At 60.3% G+C, this 17,485-nt stretch carries 15 protein-coding genes; 4 read left to right on the forward strand and 11 right to left on the reverse strand.

Annotated elements, in window-relative coordinates; all coding sequences use genetic code 11:
* Positions 1-19: 19 nt before the first annotated feature.
* The 3 genes from H0482_RS02710 to H0482_RS02720 all read right to left on the reverse strand — a co-directional run bounded on the left by H0482_RS02710 (position 20) and on the right by H0482_RS02720 (position 4,246).
* Positions 20-1,366 carry a UDP-glucose dehydrogenase family protein gene (locus H0482_RS02710; protein ID WP_193728471.1) on the reverse strand — a complete coding sequence of 449 codons (1,347 nt, stop codon included), beginning with the start codon at positions 1,364-1,366 and terminating at the stop codon, positions 20-22.
* A gap of 175 nt (positions 1,367-1,541) precedes the next feature.
* A complete protein-coding gene (locus tag H0482_RS02715; RefSeq protein WP_193728472.1) occupies positions 1,542-2,549 on the reverse strand; it encodes a glycosyltransferase family A protein in 1,008 nt (335 codons plus the stop codon).
* Positions 2,550-2,755: 206 nt separating this feature from the next.
* Positions 2,756-4,246: an oligosaccharide flippase family protein gene (locus H0482_RS02720; protein ID WP_193728473.1), complete on the reverse strand. Its 1,491-nt coding sequence runs from the start codon at positions 4,244-4,246 to the stop codon at positions 2,756-2,758.
* A gap of 191 nt (positions 4,247-4,437) precedes the next feature.
* On the opposite strand from H0482_RS02720, the gene H0482_RS02725 reads away from it, so the two are divergent.
* A complete protein-coding gene (locus H0482_RS02725) occupies positions 4,438-4,839 on the forward strand; it encodes a hypothetical protein (protein ID WP_193728474.1) in 402 nt (133 codons plus the stop codon).
* A 429-nt stretch (positions 4,840-5,268) separates the two neighbouring features.
* Here H0482_RS02725 and H0482_RS02730 read toward each other — a convergent pair whose 3' ends face one another.
* Positions 5,269-6,138, reverse strand: a complete 870-nt coding sequence (locus H0482_RS02730) for an inositol monophosphatase family protein (RefSeq protein ID WP_230989417.1) — start codon at positions 6,136-6,138, stop codon at positions 5,269-5,271.
* A gap of 254 nt (positions 6,139-6,392) precedes the next feature.
* On the opposite strand from H0482_RS02730, the gene H0482_RS02735 reads away from it, so the two are divergent.
* A complete protein-coding gene (locus H0482_RS02735) occupies positions 6,393-7,409 on the forward strand; it encodes a LacI family DNA-binding transcriptional regulator (protein ID WP_193728475.1) in 1,017 nt (338 codons plus the stop codon).
* Between the two features lie 89 nt (positions 7,410-7,498).
* Here H0482_RS02735 and H0482_RS02740 read toward each other — a convergent pair whose 3' ends face one another.
* The 7 genes from H0482_RS02740 to H0482_RS02770 form a co-directional block, all read right to left on the reverse strand.
* Entirely contained in the window at positions 7,499-9,091 is a 1,593-nt protein-coding gene (locus H0482_RS02740) for a metallophosphoesterase family protein (RefSeq protein ID WP_193728476.1), read from the reverse strand.
* Positions 9,088-9,726 carry a dual specificity protein phosphatase family protein gene (locus tag H0482_RS02745; RefSeq protein WP_193728477.1) on the reverse strand — a complete coding sequence of 213 codons (639 nt, stop codon included), beginning with the start codon at positions 9,724-9,726 and terminating at the stop codon, positions 9,088-9,090. The genes H0482_RS02740 and H0482_RS02745 overlap by 4 nt, the downstream gene beginning before the upstream one ends.
* The gene (locus tag H0482_RS02750; protein ID WP_193728478.1) at positions 9,723-10,568 is read right to left on the reverse strand and encodes an inositol monophosphatase family protein; all 846 of its coding nucleotides are present in this window, start codon (positions 10,566-10,568) and stop codon (positions 9,723-9,725) included. The genes H0482_RS02745 and H0482_RS02750 overlap by 4 nt, the downstream gene beginning before the upstream one ends.
* Positions 10,569-10,750: 182 nt before the next feature.
* A complete protein-coding gene (locus H0482_RS02755) occupies positions 10,751-11,857 on the reverse strand; it encodes an ABC transporter substrate-binding protein (RefSeq protein WP_193728479.1) in 1,107 nt (368 codons plus the stop codon).
* 62 nt (positions 11,858-11,919) lie between these two features.
* Entirely contained in the window at positions 11,920-12,978 is a 1,059-nt protein-coding gene (locus tag H0482_RS02760) for an ABC transporter substrate-binding protein (RefSeq protein WP_230989472.1), read from the reverse strand.
* A 73-nt stretch (positions 12,979-13,051) separates the two neighbouring features.
* Positions 13,052-14,200, reverse strand: coding sequence for an ABC transporter ATP-binding protein (locus H0482_RS02765; protein WP_193728481.1), 1,149 nt, complete (start codon positions 14,198-14,200; stop codon positions 13,052-13,054).
* On the reverse strand, positions 14,200-16,020 hold the full coding sequence (locus tag H0482_RS02770; protein ID WP_230989418.1) for an ABC transporter permease: 1,821 nt from the start codon (positions 16,018-16,020) through the stop codon (positions 14,200-14,202). Before H0482_RS02770 ends, H0482_RS02765 begins: the two co-directional genes overlap by 1 nt.
* 401 nt (positions 16,021-16,421) lie before the next feature.
* Between H0482_RS02770 and H0482_RS02775 the strand changes: the two genes are divergently transcribed.
* Positions 16,422-16,577 carry a hypothetical protein gene (locus H0482_RS02775; protein ID WP_193728482.1) on the forward strand — a complete coding sequence of 52 codons (156 nt, stop codon included), beginning with the start codon at positions 16,422-16,424 and terminating at the stop codon, positions 16,575-16,577.
* Positions 16,578-16,628: 51 nt separating this feature from the next.
* Entirely contained in the window at positions 16,629-17,429 is an 801-nt protein-coding gene (locus H0482_RS02780; RefSeq protein ID WP_193728483.1) for an NAD kinase, read from the forward strand.
* Positions 17,430-17,485: the final 56 nt, after the last annotated feature.

Below are 17,485 nucleotides of genomic sequence, written 5' to 3' on the forward strand. Positions count from 1 at the left end.
CATCAGGTCGGTCAGGTCGTTATTCGGCGGCCTGCGCCTCGGACGTTCCCCGGCTATCGCCGTGACGGCCAATACTGGCATAGGCAAAGCCGTGCCTGGCGACCTCGTCATACCGATAGACATTGCGCAGATCGACCAGCACCGCAGACTTCATCGACAGTTTGAGCCGCCCGAGGTCGAGTGAACGGAATTCATTCCACTCGGTGATCAGGACAAGCGCATCCGCATCGATTGCCGCCTCATAGGCGCTGTCCGCATAATCGACTTCCTTCGGCAGCAGTTCTCGGGCTGAATCCATGCCCTGCGGATCGTAGGCCACGACGTGAGCGCCCTTGTCCATAAGGCCCTGGATGATGTCGATCGAGGGCGCCTCACGCATGTCATCGGTATTCGGCTTGAATGTCAGCCCCAGCACCCCGATGGTCTTGCCGCGCACATCGCCACCGCAGGAAGCGATCACCTTGCGCGCCATGGCGCGCTTGCGCTGGTCGTTGATGGCGACCGTGGTTTCCACCAGCCGCATGGGGCTTTCAAAATCCTGGCCGATCTTGACCAGGGCCAGCGTATCCTTGGGAAAACAGGATCCACCATAGCCCGGACCGGCATGGAGGAACTTGCTGCCGATGCGATTGTCCAGCCCGATGCCGCGAGCCACCTGCTGCACATCGGCGCCGGTAGCCTCGCACAGATCGGCAACCTCGTTGATGAAGGTGATCTTCATGGCAAGGAACGCATTCGCCGCATACTTGATCAGTTCCGCCGTTCGGCGGCCGGTAAACATGATGGGAGCCTGGTTGAGATAGAGCGGCCGATAGACCTCGTTCATGACCGAACGAGCCCTCTCTTCTTCGATGCCAACCACGATCCGATCCGGCCGCTTGAAATCTTCGATTGCCGCGCCTTCGCGCAGGAATTCGGGATTGGAGACCACGGCGACATCCGCTTCCGGATTGGTATTGGCGATGATGCGGGCAACCTCGTCACCCGTCCCGACAGGCACGGTCGACTTCGTCACCACCACCGTAAATCCATCTACGGCGTCAGCAACCTCTCGAGCCACGGCGAAGACATAGGTCAGGTCGGCATGACCATCTCCCCGGCGGGACGGCGTGCCCACGGCGATGAAAACCACCTCGGCTCCGGCCACCGCGTCGCGCAGCTCGACGGAAAACGACAATCTACCGGCCCCGGCATTGGCTTTGACCAAATCCGCCAGGCCAGGCTCGTAAATCGGGATTTCCCCCCGGTTCAGTGCGTCTATCCTGCACTGGTCCTTGTCGATGCAAACCACATCATGGCCGAAATCCGCCAGGCACACTCCCGTCACCAGGCCGACATAGCCAGCGCCAATGATAGCAATTTTCATGTGAACGGCTCCACGAACCAGCACCAACCAATTGTAGTCTATCTACGCCAATGTCGCCAATGACTTCACCCGCGACAGTGCAATCATTTCAGATACTTAGTCTGCTCGATGCGTCAGGATAAGGCCGCCAGCCAGATGACACCTTGTAGGCAGAGTCCGAGCAAAGTCCTCCAGATCAGTGCAGTTGCGCGCTTCTCACCCGCAGCATGGCCGAGACCAGCGGCTTTCGTAGAAACAGCGGCAGGCGGGTTATCGCCAGCACCAGCCGCGTCAGCGACGTCAAAGGCAATCCGTGCTTCGCCCACTGTTCGCGCAGCTTGACCAATTCCTCCGGATCGCCCCCGGAATTCATCACCTTGGTGACTAATCCCTGCCGAAGCGCCCGCGACATGTGCTCCTGGCAATAGCGTACCGCCATCTGCCGCGCCTGCGCTATCTCCTGCCGCTCCTGCTCGGAACCCGCCTTCGCCTCGGCGCGATCAAGGATGCCCATGATTTTCCTGCGGGCGATCTGCGTGGCCTCAATGGCCGCCTCGTAATCCCTTTCGAGCACCGATGAAACGGACGATCCGTGCAGCCGGATTCGACACAGGGCCTGCTCGTCGCAGATGACTGGCCCAAGAATCGCCAAGTCCGCCCAGGCCAGGCGATCCAGATGCCTGGCCGCATAAAGTGGGGTAAAGCCGCCCAACGCCTTCAAGGCGTGGGGTTGAAACATGAAGCCGCTGAGATTTACCCGGAACGTTTCTGCCTGCGGCAGATAGAGGTCGAGCAAAAACCGGCCCGGCGTCGACACATGAGGTGATGCTGGATCGGTCTGAATGACCTTGCCTTCAATATCGATCCAGGTATTGCGCGACCGGAGCAGGCTGGCATCGGGGTGATTGCGGCTATTGGCGATCAAACGGGCAACGAAGTCCGGCTCGAGAACGTCATCGTCGCAAAGGATGACCATCCATCCGCCACGCGCCACGTCGAGGAAATCATCAAGTTTCGGGACGAAGCCCAAAGCCGGCACGTTGCGCCTGTAGTGCAGGTTCGGCGCAGCGTAGCTTCTGACGATCGCGCCGATGTCGTCGTTGTCAGAGTCGTCGCTGACCAAGATTTCGATGTTCGGATAGGTTTGGGCGAGGGCCGAGTCCAGCGCCTCTCTCAGGTAGGTCGTGCGCATATAGGTGGGCATGCAGACCGAAACCAAGGGCATCGCATCTGCAGGCCAATCGGTGTGAATTGCGCCCCTATTCGCGCTCAATCCCTGCCCTCAAGAGGTTGTCAATTCAGGACACACACAAATTTACTTATATTACAAAAGCATCTTCAGCACTCATCTTAGCACATTGCCATTACCACACCAGTAACAACACATCTCAAAGCATCGACCCCTGAATTTCATTCAGTTCCTGTCGATTTTTGCTTTAGCGGCCACAAGAACCGGTTGAGCCCGGGGAACATCTCACCGGCGGCCGCGGCAATTTCGGCGACATGGCGCCGGAAACCAAGAAAAAGAAACCCTGCATAGGTGGCTGCCCCCATCATAACCGACACGAGCAGCATGACCGACGTGGGCAGATCGGTGTAGAGCATCAGTCGCACGCCCCATACCGCGCCAAACATCGCCAGTGAGGACAGAAACGGCGGCGCAGCAGCGCCGATGATTGCCATCGTGTCCAGTCCCAGTTCACGCCTCAGAACGACCAGAAGGACGAAGACGCCAAGATAGGCGCGAAACGCCAGGCCGGCAGCCAGGACAATCGGCCCATGCCCCGCAAGCAGTAGGCAAGTCAGCACCATGGTGAGCGCCGCACCCAGATTGAGCCAGAAAATCAATGCTGTGCGCCCAAGCGCATTCAGAACGGGATGGAGCAGCACTCCCAATATGGTCGGCGGCGCTGCAATGGCCAGCGCCAGCAAGACTTCGCTCGACACCTGCCAGCCCCTGCCGAAGACCAGCGGCACGAAATCCTGGGCGATTGCAGCAGTGCCGAAAAAGACCGGAAAGCTGAATGTGCTGAAAAATCCGATCGTACTGACATAGGCCTTGCCAAGCGTCTCCCGATCCGGGAGCCGGGCGAAACTGGACATGGCCGCGCTCAACAGCGGGAAGGCGGTAAGCTGAAAGAGAGCTTCATAGGTTCTGAGCCCGACACCATAGACCGCCACGCCAAGCGGACCTTGTGCGATGCCAAGAGCGAGTTCGGGTATGCGCTGCACGAGAATTTTGAGGGTACTGGCTCCCAGCAGGCCCGCTCCTTGCCTGACCTGATCTCGAGCGTCGATCTTCGACCACACGAAACTGGGCCTCCAATCCGACGAGAACCAGGTCATGGCACTTGTCACCACGGCGCCCACTAGGCGCTGCGCCACCAGTGCCCAGACGCCAAGCCCGGCATAGGCCGCCCAAACGCCAATGGCACCCGAAACCACTACGCCAGTGGTGTTCCTGATAGCCAGGGCGCGATAGTTAAAATCGCGCCTGAACTTGGCCTCGTGAACGACCCGGCTCGCATCGGCGAACAAGCTCAATGAGATAACGGCCAGCACGATGCCGCTGCCTTTCTGGAACACCATGTCGACAAGGGGCGCCAAGACGCACGCGAAGATTACGAAGGCCAAGGCAGAATTGGCCAGATTCAGCCAGAAAGCCACTGAGGCAAATTGCTGATCGAAGGTGGGGCGGCGCAGGATCAGTTCCGGGGTGCCGGCTTCAACGAAGACCCGGCCGAACACGATGAAAACCATGGCAAACGCCACCACACCGATGGCTTCGGCATCGACCTGACGAACCACCAGCGCAAAAACTAAAAACGTAACAAGACTGCTTGCCCCATTACTGAGACTGGACCATGCCGCGTTCGTTAGAAACTGTCGCTTGAAGTTCATGTGCGCAATGGTCTCTGGAAATAACAATGTCCATAGCGCATACAATGCCAATTTTACCCCAGACAGCCAACCCGACAAATAGGGCGTCGAATTATATTGATGCGGCAACAATGGTGGTGAAATAACTCTTTACGGTACAGGCGGAATGCGGCTCACTTTTCTCCATTTTCGGGAAGAAACGCGGCGCTGCATTGCCCTTTGACACGATCTACCAAGATGGTGACGTTACCTTGGCAAATCGGGAAACGACGTCGGCACATTCGACAGCGTGGCGGCTGGCAACCGTATTGCTTATCTTTGCGCTGGCATGGGATGCGCTCGATCCGGCTCTGCGGCCGCCACACGGCTTCGTCCTCGCCTCCTATGGCCTGCTCGGCTTCGTCTGCACCGCCTCGTTTTCGCAGCGCACCTGGATTGGAATCCTGCTGGCCATGGCCGCTGCTATTGGGCTCGAACTGCTCCAATCGCTGGTGCCCCTCCGCGATGTGCGGGGCATCGATCTCCTGCTCAAATGGGGTTGCGTGCTGGCGGGCGTGATTCTGGAACTGTTGGTGAATCTGCTGCGGCAAACCCTTGGGCGGCCAGGCGGCTGATCGTCCGAACTGGCGGCGGCGACCTTGCGGCAAATAATCCGACCCATTCCTTTTTCGCGTACACCAATAGCCGGCATCTCCTCGCGACCGGAGGGATCAAGGGGCACTGGCAATATGCTTCTGAAACAAATGCCTGAATTGCAGAAAGCTTTCACACCCGACCACGCGCGCCAGCCGCGTCACCGTTGCCGGGGACGCCCCGCACAATGCCGAAATGTCGCGCGTGGAGCCGAAAGCCACTATATCCGGCCGCTCGAGGCACTTACGGAGAACCAGGCCCTGCTTGCTCGACAAGGAAAACTCGCGCCTTGCAACACGCTGTTTAAGATCGGTCAATGTCGAGGGCGCCATTGTGCTCGGATATGCCGACATGGAGACCTTACCACTTGCGGATATTGACGGGGGCGCGCCCGCCCCTGACTCGGATCGCTAGCGGACGGACCGCAATTCGCGCTGCTCGCAAATTGCATCGGCGACCCGGTCTAGCGTCGGGTACATGCCTCCGGCACCAGTGGCGACATAGCCGGGGCACATATAGGACGGCACATCCTTGCCCACCTTGCCCAAGGTGAGCGGACGATAGCGGCCTCCCGCGTTGCGCAGGATCAGGATTGCGGCGGTCACGTCCCAGGGACTGACACCGAAACCGGCAGCAGCATCGCACCAGCCCGCAGCAACATGCGCCAAGGTCAATGCGGCGCTGCCCGGTCGGCGGAGGGTTGAAAACGTCTCCGCCAACTCCCCGAAATGCAGCAGCGCTGCCTCCCTGCCATCCAATCGAAAATCCCGCGCCACCGGGTAGCCGGTAATGAGGGTCGCATGGCTCTCCATGCGCGCAGCGTTGGAACGTATCGGCCGGTTATTGAGCCAGACCCCACCAATGTTGGCGCTGAACATATGTCCCGCGATGGGGTCATAGATCACGCCGGCCACGACCTCCCCATCTATGACCGCACCGATGGATACGCACCAGAAGGCCAGCCCCCTGGCAAAATTGGAGGTGCCGTCTATCGGATCGACATACCACTGCACCCGCCCCGTGCCGACGCTGCCCCCCTCTTCGCCCAACAACGTGGAATCGGGCGCCTCGGCCAAAATATGGTCTCGGATCACCACTTCGCTTTGCGTGTCATGCACGGTCACGATGTCATGCAGATCGGCTTTGTAGTCGACCGTCATATGCGAGCGGAACGCGGCCTGAAGCGCGGTGCCGACCTTGAGAGCGGCACCTTTGGCGATCTCCATCAGCCGCGTGGATTCCTCAGCCAGAGCAGTGGTCAATTCGGTGGAAACAGTCATGGCTGCTTTCCTTGTCGCAAGTGACGGACGATTTGCAGGACGCCGGTTTCAGTCAGTAAAAACATTGCATGCATTGCACAGCTTTGCAATGTTGCCTTTTAGCGTTAGAAGAAGGGCGTTGCGGCTTGATCAGGGCCGCCAGGATGCTTGGATTCGGGCGCCCTCGGGCCCAGCGGCCGCTGATGCCTGACTTGCAGGATAACCGTCCGCCAGCAAAATTGTGCTACAAGCCGGGCGCCGCAGGAGTAGCAGAGATGTCAACGCTGAAGACAAAATCGCGCAAGGCTTCGGTCAGCGCCGACAAGGTCGCCAAACTGGCCGGCGTCTCGCGCTCAGCTGTGTCCCGTGCCTTTACGGACGGCGCCAGCGTTTCCCCCGAGACCAGGGCCAGGGTGCTAGCGGCGGCGGATCAGCTCGGCTACCACGTAAACCATCTCGCGCGCGGCTTGCTATGGCATCGCACCGGCATCGTCTGCCTGATCGTCGCCGAAATGCAGGCTCCTTTTCAGGCCTCTCTGGTGGAAGTCGTCACCCGGCGGCTCCAGGCCATTGGCAAGGTCGTCATGGTGCTCAACACCTCGGGCGAGCAGGACAGCGTCGAAGGCGCCCTGCGGCAGACACTGAATTATCGTGCCGACGCAACGGTGTTCATCTCCGGCACACCACCCGCCTCGCTAGTGAATACCTGTCTAGAAAACGGCCAGCGCGTCATTCTTATCAACCGCGCAGACCCGATAGAGGGCTCCGAATTCATCTCGGTCGAAAACCAGAGCGCAGCGCTCGAGGCCTGCCTCATGCTCAAACGGGCAGGATGCCAACGCGTGGCCGTAGTCAGTTCCACTGCCGGAACGCCGGGGCCAGAGGCACGCGAAAAGGCATTTCTGGAGGCTGCCGCCGCGCACGGCATGCAGGTCAGCGTTTCCCGCGCCGGACGAACCGGCTACCAGACTGGCGTCGAGAGCGCACGCCAGGTGCTGGCGACGTCCCAACGTCCCGACGGGGTGTTCTGCGTCACCGACCTGCTCGCCCTCGGCTTCATGGATGCGGCGCGACTGGAATTCCGCATGAGCATTCCGGACGATCTCTGCGTCATAGGCTTTGACGACATCCCCGAAGCGGGCTGGTTGGGCTATGAGCTCACCACCTTCTGCCAGCCCCTGAGGGAAATTGCCGATCACATCGCCAATATCGTCGAGAAGGAAGACGCAGAACCCGGCCCGCCGACCATATTGCCGACCCAGGTCGTCTGGCGCAAAACGGTGCGTCCCTAGATCATTTCAATATTTGGTAGAAACACTGAAACGATCTAAGCGCTTGTATTGTCGCGTTTCCGAAAGGGAAATCGACACCCGCGTCTCCGCTAGCTGGGCTGGGCGATGATCTCCATCGACGGCAGGATGGTAAAATCGCCATTGGGCGACCGGTTCAGGTAAAGCGCCATAATATCCAGCAGCCCCGTCATGCGAGCGGCAAGACCCGGCACAGGCATGGGGCGAGCAAATGCCGCAAGGCGCCGATAAAGCACTACCCTCTCCGCATCGATGTCTGCACAAGCCAGCTCACCGGCCATGCGCATGCGATACCAGTCGCCCACAAAGCAGAGCAACGAAAAGTCCTCGCTCAAAGGCATGTCGATATCCAGAAGTTCCAGGAGGTCGGACATGGCCGAGCGGCGGACAAAAGCCGCCATGTCGGGCGGCCAGTCGAGCGGCAGATAGCGATGCTGGACGAGGTGTTCCAGATGCGTATCGAGGAACTGCCCATGATCATCCGCCTTGCTGGCAGGCGACAGCACTTCGCCCCTGCGTGTGGCTTCGGTCTTGTAGGCTGCATAGGCGCGGGCGTGGCCGGGCACGTCGCGCAAGGGCAAGGTGCGGACATGAATGACGTCATGCGCCAGATCGACGATTTTTAGCGCCGCACCGTAGCCAACAGGCGACGGCACCGCGACATTAATGAAATCGCCCGATGATGAGACGTGGCGGGCAGTGTCGTTGACATGCAGGTGGCCGGAGAAATGCAGGCGCACGCCTGTTGCCGCAAATGCCTCGCCCAGGGCCGTCTCTGGGATGCGATGGGCCAGCCCGTTCGCACCAAAGATAGACATGTCCTGGGCCGCGCTGTTTCCCAATACGTCTAATGGAGGATAGTGGGAGAAAGCCACAAGTTGCTTGCCAAGATGGCGCGCCCGCTTTGCCACATCGCCGATCCAGGGCAACAGATGAGGACGATGCCGCATGACGGCATTCCAGCCGGACCTGCTGGGATCCAGAAAATGCGTCGGATCGCTGAAATCGCTGGCATCGTCGCGCGGGACACAAACGTTGGCGTCTATGGACAGCACCCAAAGCCCCTCGATCGGTTCGACCAGATAGGAGGCATCGATCATGTCGCAAGAGGCACGACCCAGCGGGCTGGAAACCCTGTAGGTGCGACTATTCCAGGCCGGGTTCTGTCCGAAGGGCGTTTCCCAATAGAGGTCCGCGTCCTGCGGAGTAAAACCCAGTCCCGAAAGGCTTTCCAGCGCCTCAAGCGTACCCAGCGTCGCCGCCTCCGGGCAGTCCTGGCTGTCCACGACGACGGGCGTACCGTCCGCTCCGAGAAAGGTTTTGCGCTGGTCGCGCCCGGACAGGGCATAGAAATCGTGATTGCCCGGCGTGGTCAGAACCCGCAGACCGTACTGCTGCCGGAACTCCTCGAGAATGGCCAGCGCCTTGTCGACGTTGGGCCTTTGGCCGTCGTCGGTGAGGTCGCCCACCAGCAAGACCAGTTTCGCCCCAGCCTCGACGGCAGCCACCAGTGCCGCTCTGAACGCCGGAATGCTTTCGTTGAATACCCGCGTGGATTGGCCGGTTTCTCCGAAACTGCGGATCGCACTGGCAAGACCTGAGCCCGAAGGCGCCCAGTCGCAATCATGCACATGAGGATCGGCAATGACGGCAAAACGGATCAAGCAGAAGCCTCACCCCTCGTGGCGACGGCACGATCCGCCTCCACCAGGTGCACCCAATGCGCCGTGCGCTCGGCAGCCGCGACAAGCATGGGCTTGGGCGTTTCATGCCACTCGTCCTGCCGCAGCTCGCGGTGTATGCGCACATGATTTATGGCATCCAACAGCCGAGGAAACTCCTCCGGAATATGCAGGTGCAGGAACAAGGCCGCAAGAATGACCGAGCGAGAGCGCCCTGCTCGGCAATTGACCAGCACATTGCCCCGCTCCCGCATCGGATAACTGGGCCGTTCGGGCAAAATCTGATCAAGCGCGCCACGCAATTGATAATAGCCCGCCAGCATCATGGTGTCGGGATTGCCTGGTCCGTCGACAATGCCCAGCTTGTAATATCGGATGGGCGCGGCGCCGTAGCCGACCCGGCTGTCATGTGACACCTCATCAGGCTTGGCCACGTAATTGAAATCCAGATTTACCGCGCAATTCAGCACGGTGGAAATGCCGTTTTTCAAGAGGAGCGGAACATCAGACGCGCCTTCCCGGCCACCGACATAAAGATCGACGCCAAAGCCGGGCAGCTTGTCATAGACCTTGCTGATATGCGGCCGGTCATAGCGCGGGCTGGGCTTCTCGTTCATGCCGTTCTCCTTTGCCGGCAAGCAGCGTCCGGCAAAAAATCCGGCTCCTGTTGCAAAGCGATGCCCGTTGCCCGCGACATCAGCTCGGCAACGCCCGGAGCCGCAGCCAAAACCGGCGCGCCATGCGCCAGTCCATCGACGGACAGGAATGCGCCTGTGACGCCGCCGGCCTCGCGCACCAGCAACAGTCCCGCCAAACAATCCCAAGGATTCATATGCAGCTCCGCATAGCCATCGCTGCGCCCATCGGCAACATAGGCCAGGCCCAACGCCCCGCAGGACGAGCGTCGCACATTGGTACCGGCTGCAAACAAATCCTCAATCGCCCGAAGGTATTGCGCCAGCGGCCGGCGCCCCGACCATCCCATTTCCACCGACGACGCCTCGATAGCTGAAATTTCGGACACCCGTATCGGGCGCCCGTTCAGCGTCGCCCCGCGGCCAAGGCGAGCCGCATAGGTTTCGTCCAGCGCGGGATTGATAATGGTGCCGAGTTGTACCAGTCCGCCAGCGACGAATGCGATGGCGATACAAAAATGGGGGATGGAGCGGGCAAAATTTGCCGTTCCGTCGATGGGATCGACAATCCAGGCCTGCCGTCCCGGCGTACCGCCCCCCTCTTCGCCGAGAAAACCATCCTCCGGAAAGGCCTCGGCAATCCGACTGCGCACAAAATCCTCAACCTGCCCATCGGTCTCGGTAAGATAGTCCTGCGGCCCCTTGAGACCGATAGTCTCGCCGGACTGCCGCCTGAATCCCTCAAGCGCAATAATGGCGGCCTCTTGCACCATCAGAGCCAGAAACGTTTCGCGTCGATCGATGGCGAGCGCATCCAGAGTCATATACGGGAATCCTTCACTGACCGCATCCTGCGATTTATTGCAAAGCTGTGCAACATAACTTCAAAAACATTTTTGGGGGGATTTTAGGGAGTCCTTGCAGTCCAGCGCGGCTCGCGAATGCTGTCCGCCTTTCACCACCAATTGGTAGGGACGGGCATCAACTGCCCGCCCCCCAAACCGATTCAACGCTTGTAGTGGATACGCCAGAAATCCTGCCAATCCTGCCGTGCTTCCCAATCATCCAGACCGCTCGCTGGATTGTAGGCCAGCACGGTATCGAGGTGATCGGCAATGCCGGACGGCTCATCATCAGGCAGACCGACCTTGGTGTTGGACGAGACCTTGCCGTCTTCGGCTTGCGGCGCAATTCCTTCCGCCGTCATCGCATAATGGATGAAGAGCTTGGCAGCGTTGGGACTGTTCGTGCCTTTGACGATAACCGCGACGGTGGAATTGCTGAAGCCGATAATCGGGTCCATGCCCGAGCACAGCCCCAGGGTAAAGCCCGCTCCCTCATTGTCCCGGAACTTCGCCGCTGAAACCAGACCCACAAACGGCTCGGTCTGACCAGGCGCCGCCACTGCTTCCGCTGCATTGGCGTCGGAATCGGTAAGCAATGGCCCGTTTGCTGCAAGGGCAGCAACAAAGGCCTCGGCAGCGCTGTCAAACGTACCATCCAATGCCTTGCCATACTGGGATTCATAGGCAGCTGCGAGCCTGTCGTCGGCATAGCTGCGCATCTGGTTGAACCAGTCGGTGTAGCTGGGCTTGCCCAGCGGATCCTGCATGGCGACCCTACCCTTCCATTCGGGCTCGGTCAGCTGCCAAATGTTGGTGATTGGGCAGCTGTCGTACAGAGCCGTATTGTACGTGAAAATGTTGGGGCTCGACACAACAAGGAGCGGGTTGCGCGCTTGCGGCACGATGTCAGCCTCAAGATCGGGCGGCACCCAGCTTTCGACAAAGCCGGCGGGCAGCAATTGTCCGATCACGGCTGCCGGATCGGAAATCAGCGACACGTCCGTCTGCACGTTGCCGGACTGTACCTCACGGATAATCGTCTCCATCTGGGCCGTTGCCTTGGACTTGGTCCCGGTAGCCTCGAGGCCATATTTGGCGCTAAACGCCTCGGCCATGTCGACAATCTTGCCGGTGCTGTCGAAAATGGTCAGCGGCGGCTCGCCGCGAGCGGCCTCGATGAGCGCATCGAGATCAAAGTCCTGGGCAAGAGCACCGCTGGCGAGCAGCACACCAAGCGCTGTGCCAATAGCTAGACTAGTTAGTTTCATTTGTTTTCCTCCGTTGAAAAACCACGCCGCCCTCTCCTCCTCGAGCGGCGCGGATCTGGTGATCAGCGCTTCAGATTGGTGCGCCAGATATCCTGCCAGTCCTGGCGGGCATCGATGTCCGAAACCGCCGTGGACGTATCCCAGACCATCATCTGATCCATCAGCGCGCCGATCCCCGAAGGTTCGTCATCGGGCAGCCCGATACGCGGATCGGACGGGACTTTTCCATCGACGCGCTGCGGGTCGATCCCCTCCTCGGTGAGTAGATAATGGATGAACAGCTTGGCGATGTTCGGAGACGGTGTTTGCGACGCGATGACGCCCAGGCCAGGATAGAGCCAGCCGGAAAAGGGCTGCATCTGTGCGCAGATGGCGAGCTTGAAGCCCTTGCTTTGATTTTCGCGAAATTTGGCCGTGGACAGCATGCCGAAAAACGGTTGCTCCTGACCCGGGGCGCCAATGGCCTCGGCCACTACGCTACTGTCGCCGATCAAAGGACCGTTGGCGGCGAAGGCCTGAACCCACGCCTCTGTCGCGCTCCCCGAACCGTCGAACGGCTTGCCGTAGTGAGCTTTGTAGGCCGCGGCCATAGCCGCATCGTGATGATCGGCCAATTGGTTGAACCAATCGGCATAGGCGGGCTTGTCGAGTGGGTCCATCAAGGTGACGCGACGCGACCAATCCGCATCGGTCAATTCCCAGACATTGGTGATCGGGCAGTTCTCATAGGCCTCGCTGTTATAGGCCCAGACATGAGGATCGCTAACGACGACCAGCGGATCGCGAGCCGCTTCCGGAAGGTGCGCGGCAATATCTTCAGGCACCCAGCTTTGTACCAGCCCCTGCCCCAGCAGATCGGCGATGATGACCGATGCATCGGACGCCAGCGATACCGAGCCGGCAACATTGCCGGCCTGGTGCTCACGGATCAAAAGGTCGATTTGACCGGATTCATTGACCTTCTTGCCAGTCACCTGCAGGCCGTACTTGGCGCTGAAGGCCTCGGCAGTTTCCACGATCTTGCCGGTCACGGCATAGACAGTGGTGGCCGGCTCCGCCTTGGCCGCAGCGATCAGATCATCCAGTTCAGCCGCATGGACCGGGGCTGACGAAAGCGCCATCGCGATGACAATTCCGAACGCACGAAGTTTCGACACGAAAACCTCCCTTGAGACTGAGCCCCGTATTCCTGACTCACGCATCCTTGACCGCAGCGACGCCGATCGCCGCGCGTTGCAAGGCGGCGTCGGCACCCTCCAGCCGCTCGCCGGCCTTGTCGAAAACATGCAGCGCCGCCGGCCGCGCATACAACCAGACCGCCTCCCCGCCCCGCATCGTGGGAGCATCCGTGGTGGTTGCGAAAACGATGCGGCCATTCACCTTGAGCTCGATGATCCAACTGCCACCGGTTGGCAGAATGCCTCCGACTTCCGCAGCATGGCGGAAACTGCCAGCTGGCACGGCCGCCTCGTTCAAGGCAAAGGAAAGCGCTTCGGGGCGAATGCCCACGGAACCCACTTCGTTGCGCGTGCCCAAGCGCGGCCGCAGCCATTCGTTCACAGCCAGGTCCAGGGCATGGCCCGCACCGATTTCAAGAATATTGATGGGTGGACTGCCGACGAATTCGGCAACGAACCGATTGGCCGGGCGATCATAAATGTCGTTGGGCGTACCCAATTGCTGCAGCGAGCCTTCGTTCATCACCGCGATTGAGGTCGCCAGCGTCATGGCTTCCCATTGATCATGAGTCACGAAAACGATGGTGGTACCGAACTCGGCATGGATGCGCTTGAGCTCCGCCCGCATCTCCAGGCGCAGCCGGGCGTCGAGATTGGAGAGAGGTTCATCGAGCAGCAGCACGCCGGGATTGACCGCGAGCATGCGAGCGAGCGCCACGCGCTGTTGCTGACCTCCTGAGAGTTGGGACGGATAGCGTGTGCGATATTTCTCGATGTCGAGTGCTTTCATGACCTTGGTCACGCGCGCCTCGCGCTCGGCCTTGGGCACCTTGCGCAGGCGCAGGCCGAAATCGGTATTACGCTCGATAGTCAGATGCGGCCAGAGCGCGTAAGACTGGAACACCAGTCCCATGCCACGCTTTTCGGGGCCGACGAACTCCGCCCGCGCTGGACTATCGACCACCTTGTCGCCCACCACAATCTCGCCATCACTGAGATTTTCGAGACCGGCGATCATCCGCAGGGTCGTAGTCTTGCCGCAGCCGGACGGGCCCAGCAGGCACATGAACTCACCATTGCCAATACGGAGGTCCAGATCACTGACGGCCTTGGGCGAATTGGCGCTGTAGGATTTTTGTACGTTGCGCAGAATGATGTCGGGCATCAGTTGCCAAGTCCTTCGGCCAGGTTGGTGTGGGTCAGCTTTTGGGCGAGCACGGTGCCGCCATAGGCCAGGCCGGCGATGATGAGGACTACCGCATTCGCGGCCTGGGTGTAGTTGTAGTCAACAAGGCGCAATGAAAAGGTCGTCAGCACATCCGTGGCCGGCACCGCGAGAACGACGAAAAGAGACAGTCCTTTTATGCCCGAGATGAAGGGCAGCAAAATGCCGGTGACCAGCGATCCCTTCTGGATCGGTATGACCACAGAAACCATCCGCCGGAACCAGCTCGCGCCGACGATCTGCGCCGCCTCCTCGGGCTCCTTGCCCAATTGCATCATGGCCGAAATACCGGCGCGCGAGGCATAGGGCATCTGGTCGGCCATCAGTGCCAGAACCAGGATCATCGAGGTACCATACAGAGCCGGGATCGGCCCGCGCGGCACCGCAAACAGCGAGAGATAGGCGGCTGCAAAGGCAATGCCCGGTACTAGATACGGCATAAAGGTGACCTGCCGCATGAAAAAGGAGAGCGGCCGCAGATTGGAACGCACGACCACATATCCGGTGAGTATGCCCAAGACCCCCGAACAGATCGACGCCGTACCGACAATGACGATGGTGTTCGTCGCCGCACGCCACAGATCGGGGCTGAACAGGATGCCGGTACGCATGGCCACTGTAGGCAGATCCTGACCGATCCAGAAATCCAGCGTGAAATTGGACCATTCGAAATTACCGGGGCGGCGCATCACGGTGGAAAGCGCCAACGTCAGGAGCGGCAGACCTACCGACACCACGAACATCAGCGCAGCGAAACCAGACGCAGGCAGGCGCCAGTTCTGAAGGCGCGACGTACGGTTCATCGAACCTTTCGAGCCGACGGTGACGAAACGTCGGGCCTCGCGCGCCAGATAGCCATCGACAAGAATGGCCAAAATGCCGATCAGCATGATTGCGCCGGCCAGCACCCCGGCCACACCGGTCTGACGGGAACTGATGGACCGATAGAGCGAGGTGGCCAGCACATCGAACTTGACTGGGAGGCCCAGCACATAAGGCACGCCGAATTCACCCAGACATTTGGCGAATATCAGAACCACGGCCGACATCAGCGCCGGACGCATGAGCGGCATGATCACCTGCCAGGCGACCACGCGTCCTGACGCACCCAGGATGCGCGCGGAATCTTCGAGCTGGCTGTCGAAGCGCCGCAGGGCCGACCCAAAAAGCAGGATGACGAAAGGCGTGTAATGTAAGGCCAGAATGATGGTGATCGGCACCTGCCCATAGGCCAGCCAGTCGGGCGGCGACAGGCCGATGGCCTCGAGCCATCCCGGCTGTCCTCCGATGGTTCGGTTCTTGAACAGCGTCGTCCAGGCCAGCGCAAAGGTCCAGGCCGGCAGCATATAGGGTACGATCAACGCTGTCGCGAACCACCTGCGGCCGAACATGTCGGTGCGCGCCACGAGCCAAGCGAGGATACCGCCGACAATGACCGATATGATGATGGCACCAAAGCCCACCTTCAGCGTGTTGAGTAGCGGCTCCCAGAACAAATCTTGCGCTACTGCCGAGGTGAAGGCGCGCTGAAGATAGTAAAGTGTGTGAGTGCCGACCGCCGCCTGGCTGCGCCGCTCATCCCCGAACTGTACCGTCACCGCATCTGAGAGAATGGAAAAAATCGGCACCGCAATGAGATAGAGGAACAGCGCCGCCATCACGAGGCCAATCAAGGTCGCTGGCTCGCGCATGGCGAGCTTGAGCCGGTAGCGCCAGCGGCGAGTGGGACTCCTGGGCGCCGCCAGGTCAAGCTGCGTCATGAGCGTCCCCATGGCGACGTGACCCTGTTGAAACCAAGCCTATCGCAAAGCCGTGCAATGATAACCTCCTCCTGAGCACACCCCTCGTGCCCCGGACTGCCATGGCGTGCAGCGCAGTTTCTGCTTGTCCGCTCGCCACTCCTCAACGCCGAGCATTTCCCACAGCAAGATGAGTGTCAATACAAATTGCACAGCTTTGCAGCACAGGGCTCGAACGTGAATGAGCAGCGTCCTTCCAGCCGGAATTTGCCACGCATCGCCGGCGACGGCGCGCCGACAGGGAGCAACCTCCGTTCTCGAGCGGCCGCAATGCGCGGTGCGCAATTGGGCATAACTCGCGCCAGACAATTGCGTCCGCCCGGTTCTGGGCTCAAAGTCTGGCTCGCTGGGGGAGGACGGATATGCGGCGCATCAACCTGGACCATCGGCGCAAGAAATTGCTGCAGCACCAGAACATTGTGCTGACGGAATTACGCCGCAAGCAGACGCGGGTGTCTCTCGACCGTTTCAGCCACGCGCTGCGTGTCCTCGACAACGAGGGGCGCACCACGGTTTGACTTGACAGCCGCGCCCCTGCCCGCCGCGGGATGGACGCCCGCGCGAGGCCCATGCTAGGGAGGCTCAATTTTCGGAGGCCGCACGTGGCAGACCCCAGAATTTGCTTCGTGACCAACAATACGCCGGCGGCCAATGACGCAGCGGACCATCTGCGCGCCCGCTATGGCAAGACCCCCATCGCGAGTGCCGATTTTGTTGTCGCCCTTGGTGGTGACGGTCTGATGCTGCAGACCTTGCATCGTGTCATGGGCAGCAACATCCCGGCCTATGGCATGAATTTCGGCTCGGTCGGCTTCATGATGAACGAGTTCAGCGAAGATGAGCTGGACAAGCGCCTCGCCGCCGCCCACCGTACCCACATATATCCGCTGTCGATGACGGTGCTCGACTCCTCAGGAGAAACCCATTCGGCGCTGGCCATTAACGAAGTGTCATTGTTCCGGTCCTCGTATCAGGCCGCCAAGTTGCAGATTTTCGTCGATGGCGAATCCCGCCTGGAAGAGCTGATCTGCGACGGCGCGCTGCTCTCCACCCCGGCAGGCTCCACGGCCTATAATTTGTCGGCCCACGGCCCGATCCTGCCGATCGAGGCGCAATTGCTGGCACTGACGCCGATCTCCCCGTTTCGGCCCCGCCGCTGGCGTGGCGCCATCCTGTCCAACCGCGCGGTCGTGAAATTCGTGACCCGCGAGGCCGAGAAGCGTCCGGTCAGCGCCGTCGCCGATAATGTGGAATTCCAGAATGTGCGCGAAGTCACCGTGCGGGAAGACCGTAGCCAGCGCGTCACGCTGCTATTCGATCCGGGCACTAGCCTGGAAGAGCGGGTATTGAGCGAGCAGTTCCGCTTCTAGAGCGTTACCAGCATTGGCGAAAGCGGCTCTGCGGTTCGGAACCGCTATGAAATGGG

It is taken from the genome of Devosia faecipullorum (assembly GCF_015158295.1).
Lineage (GTDB): Bacteria > Pseudomonadota > Alphaproteobacteria > Rhizobiales > Devosiaceae > Devosia > Devosia faecipullorum.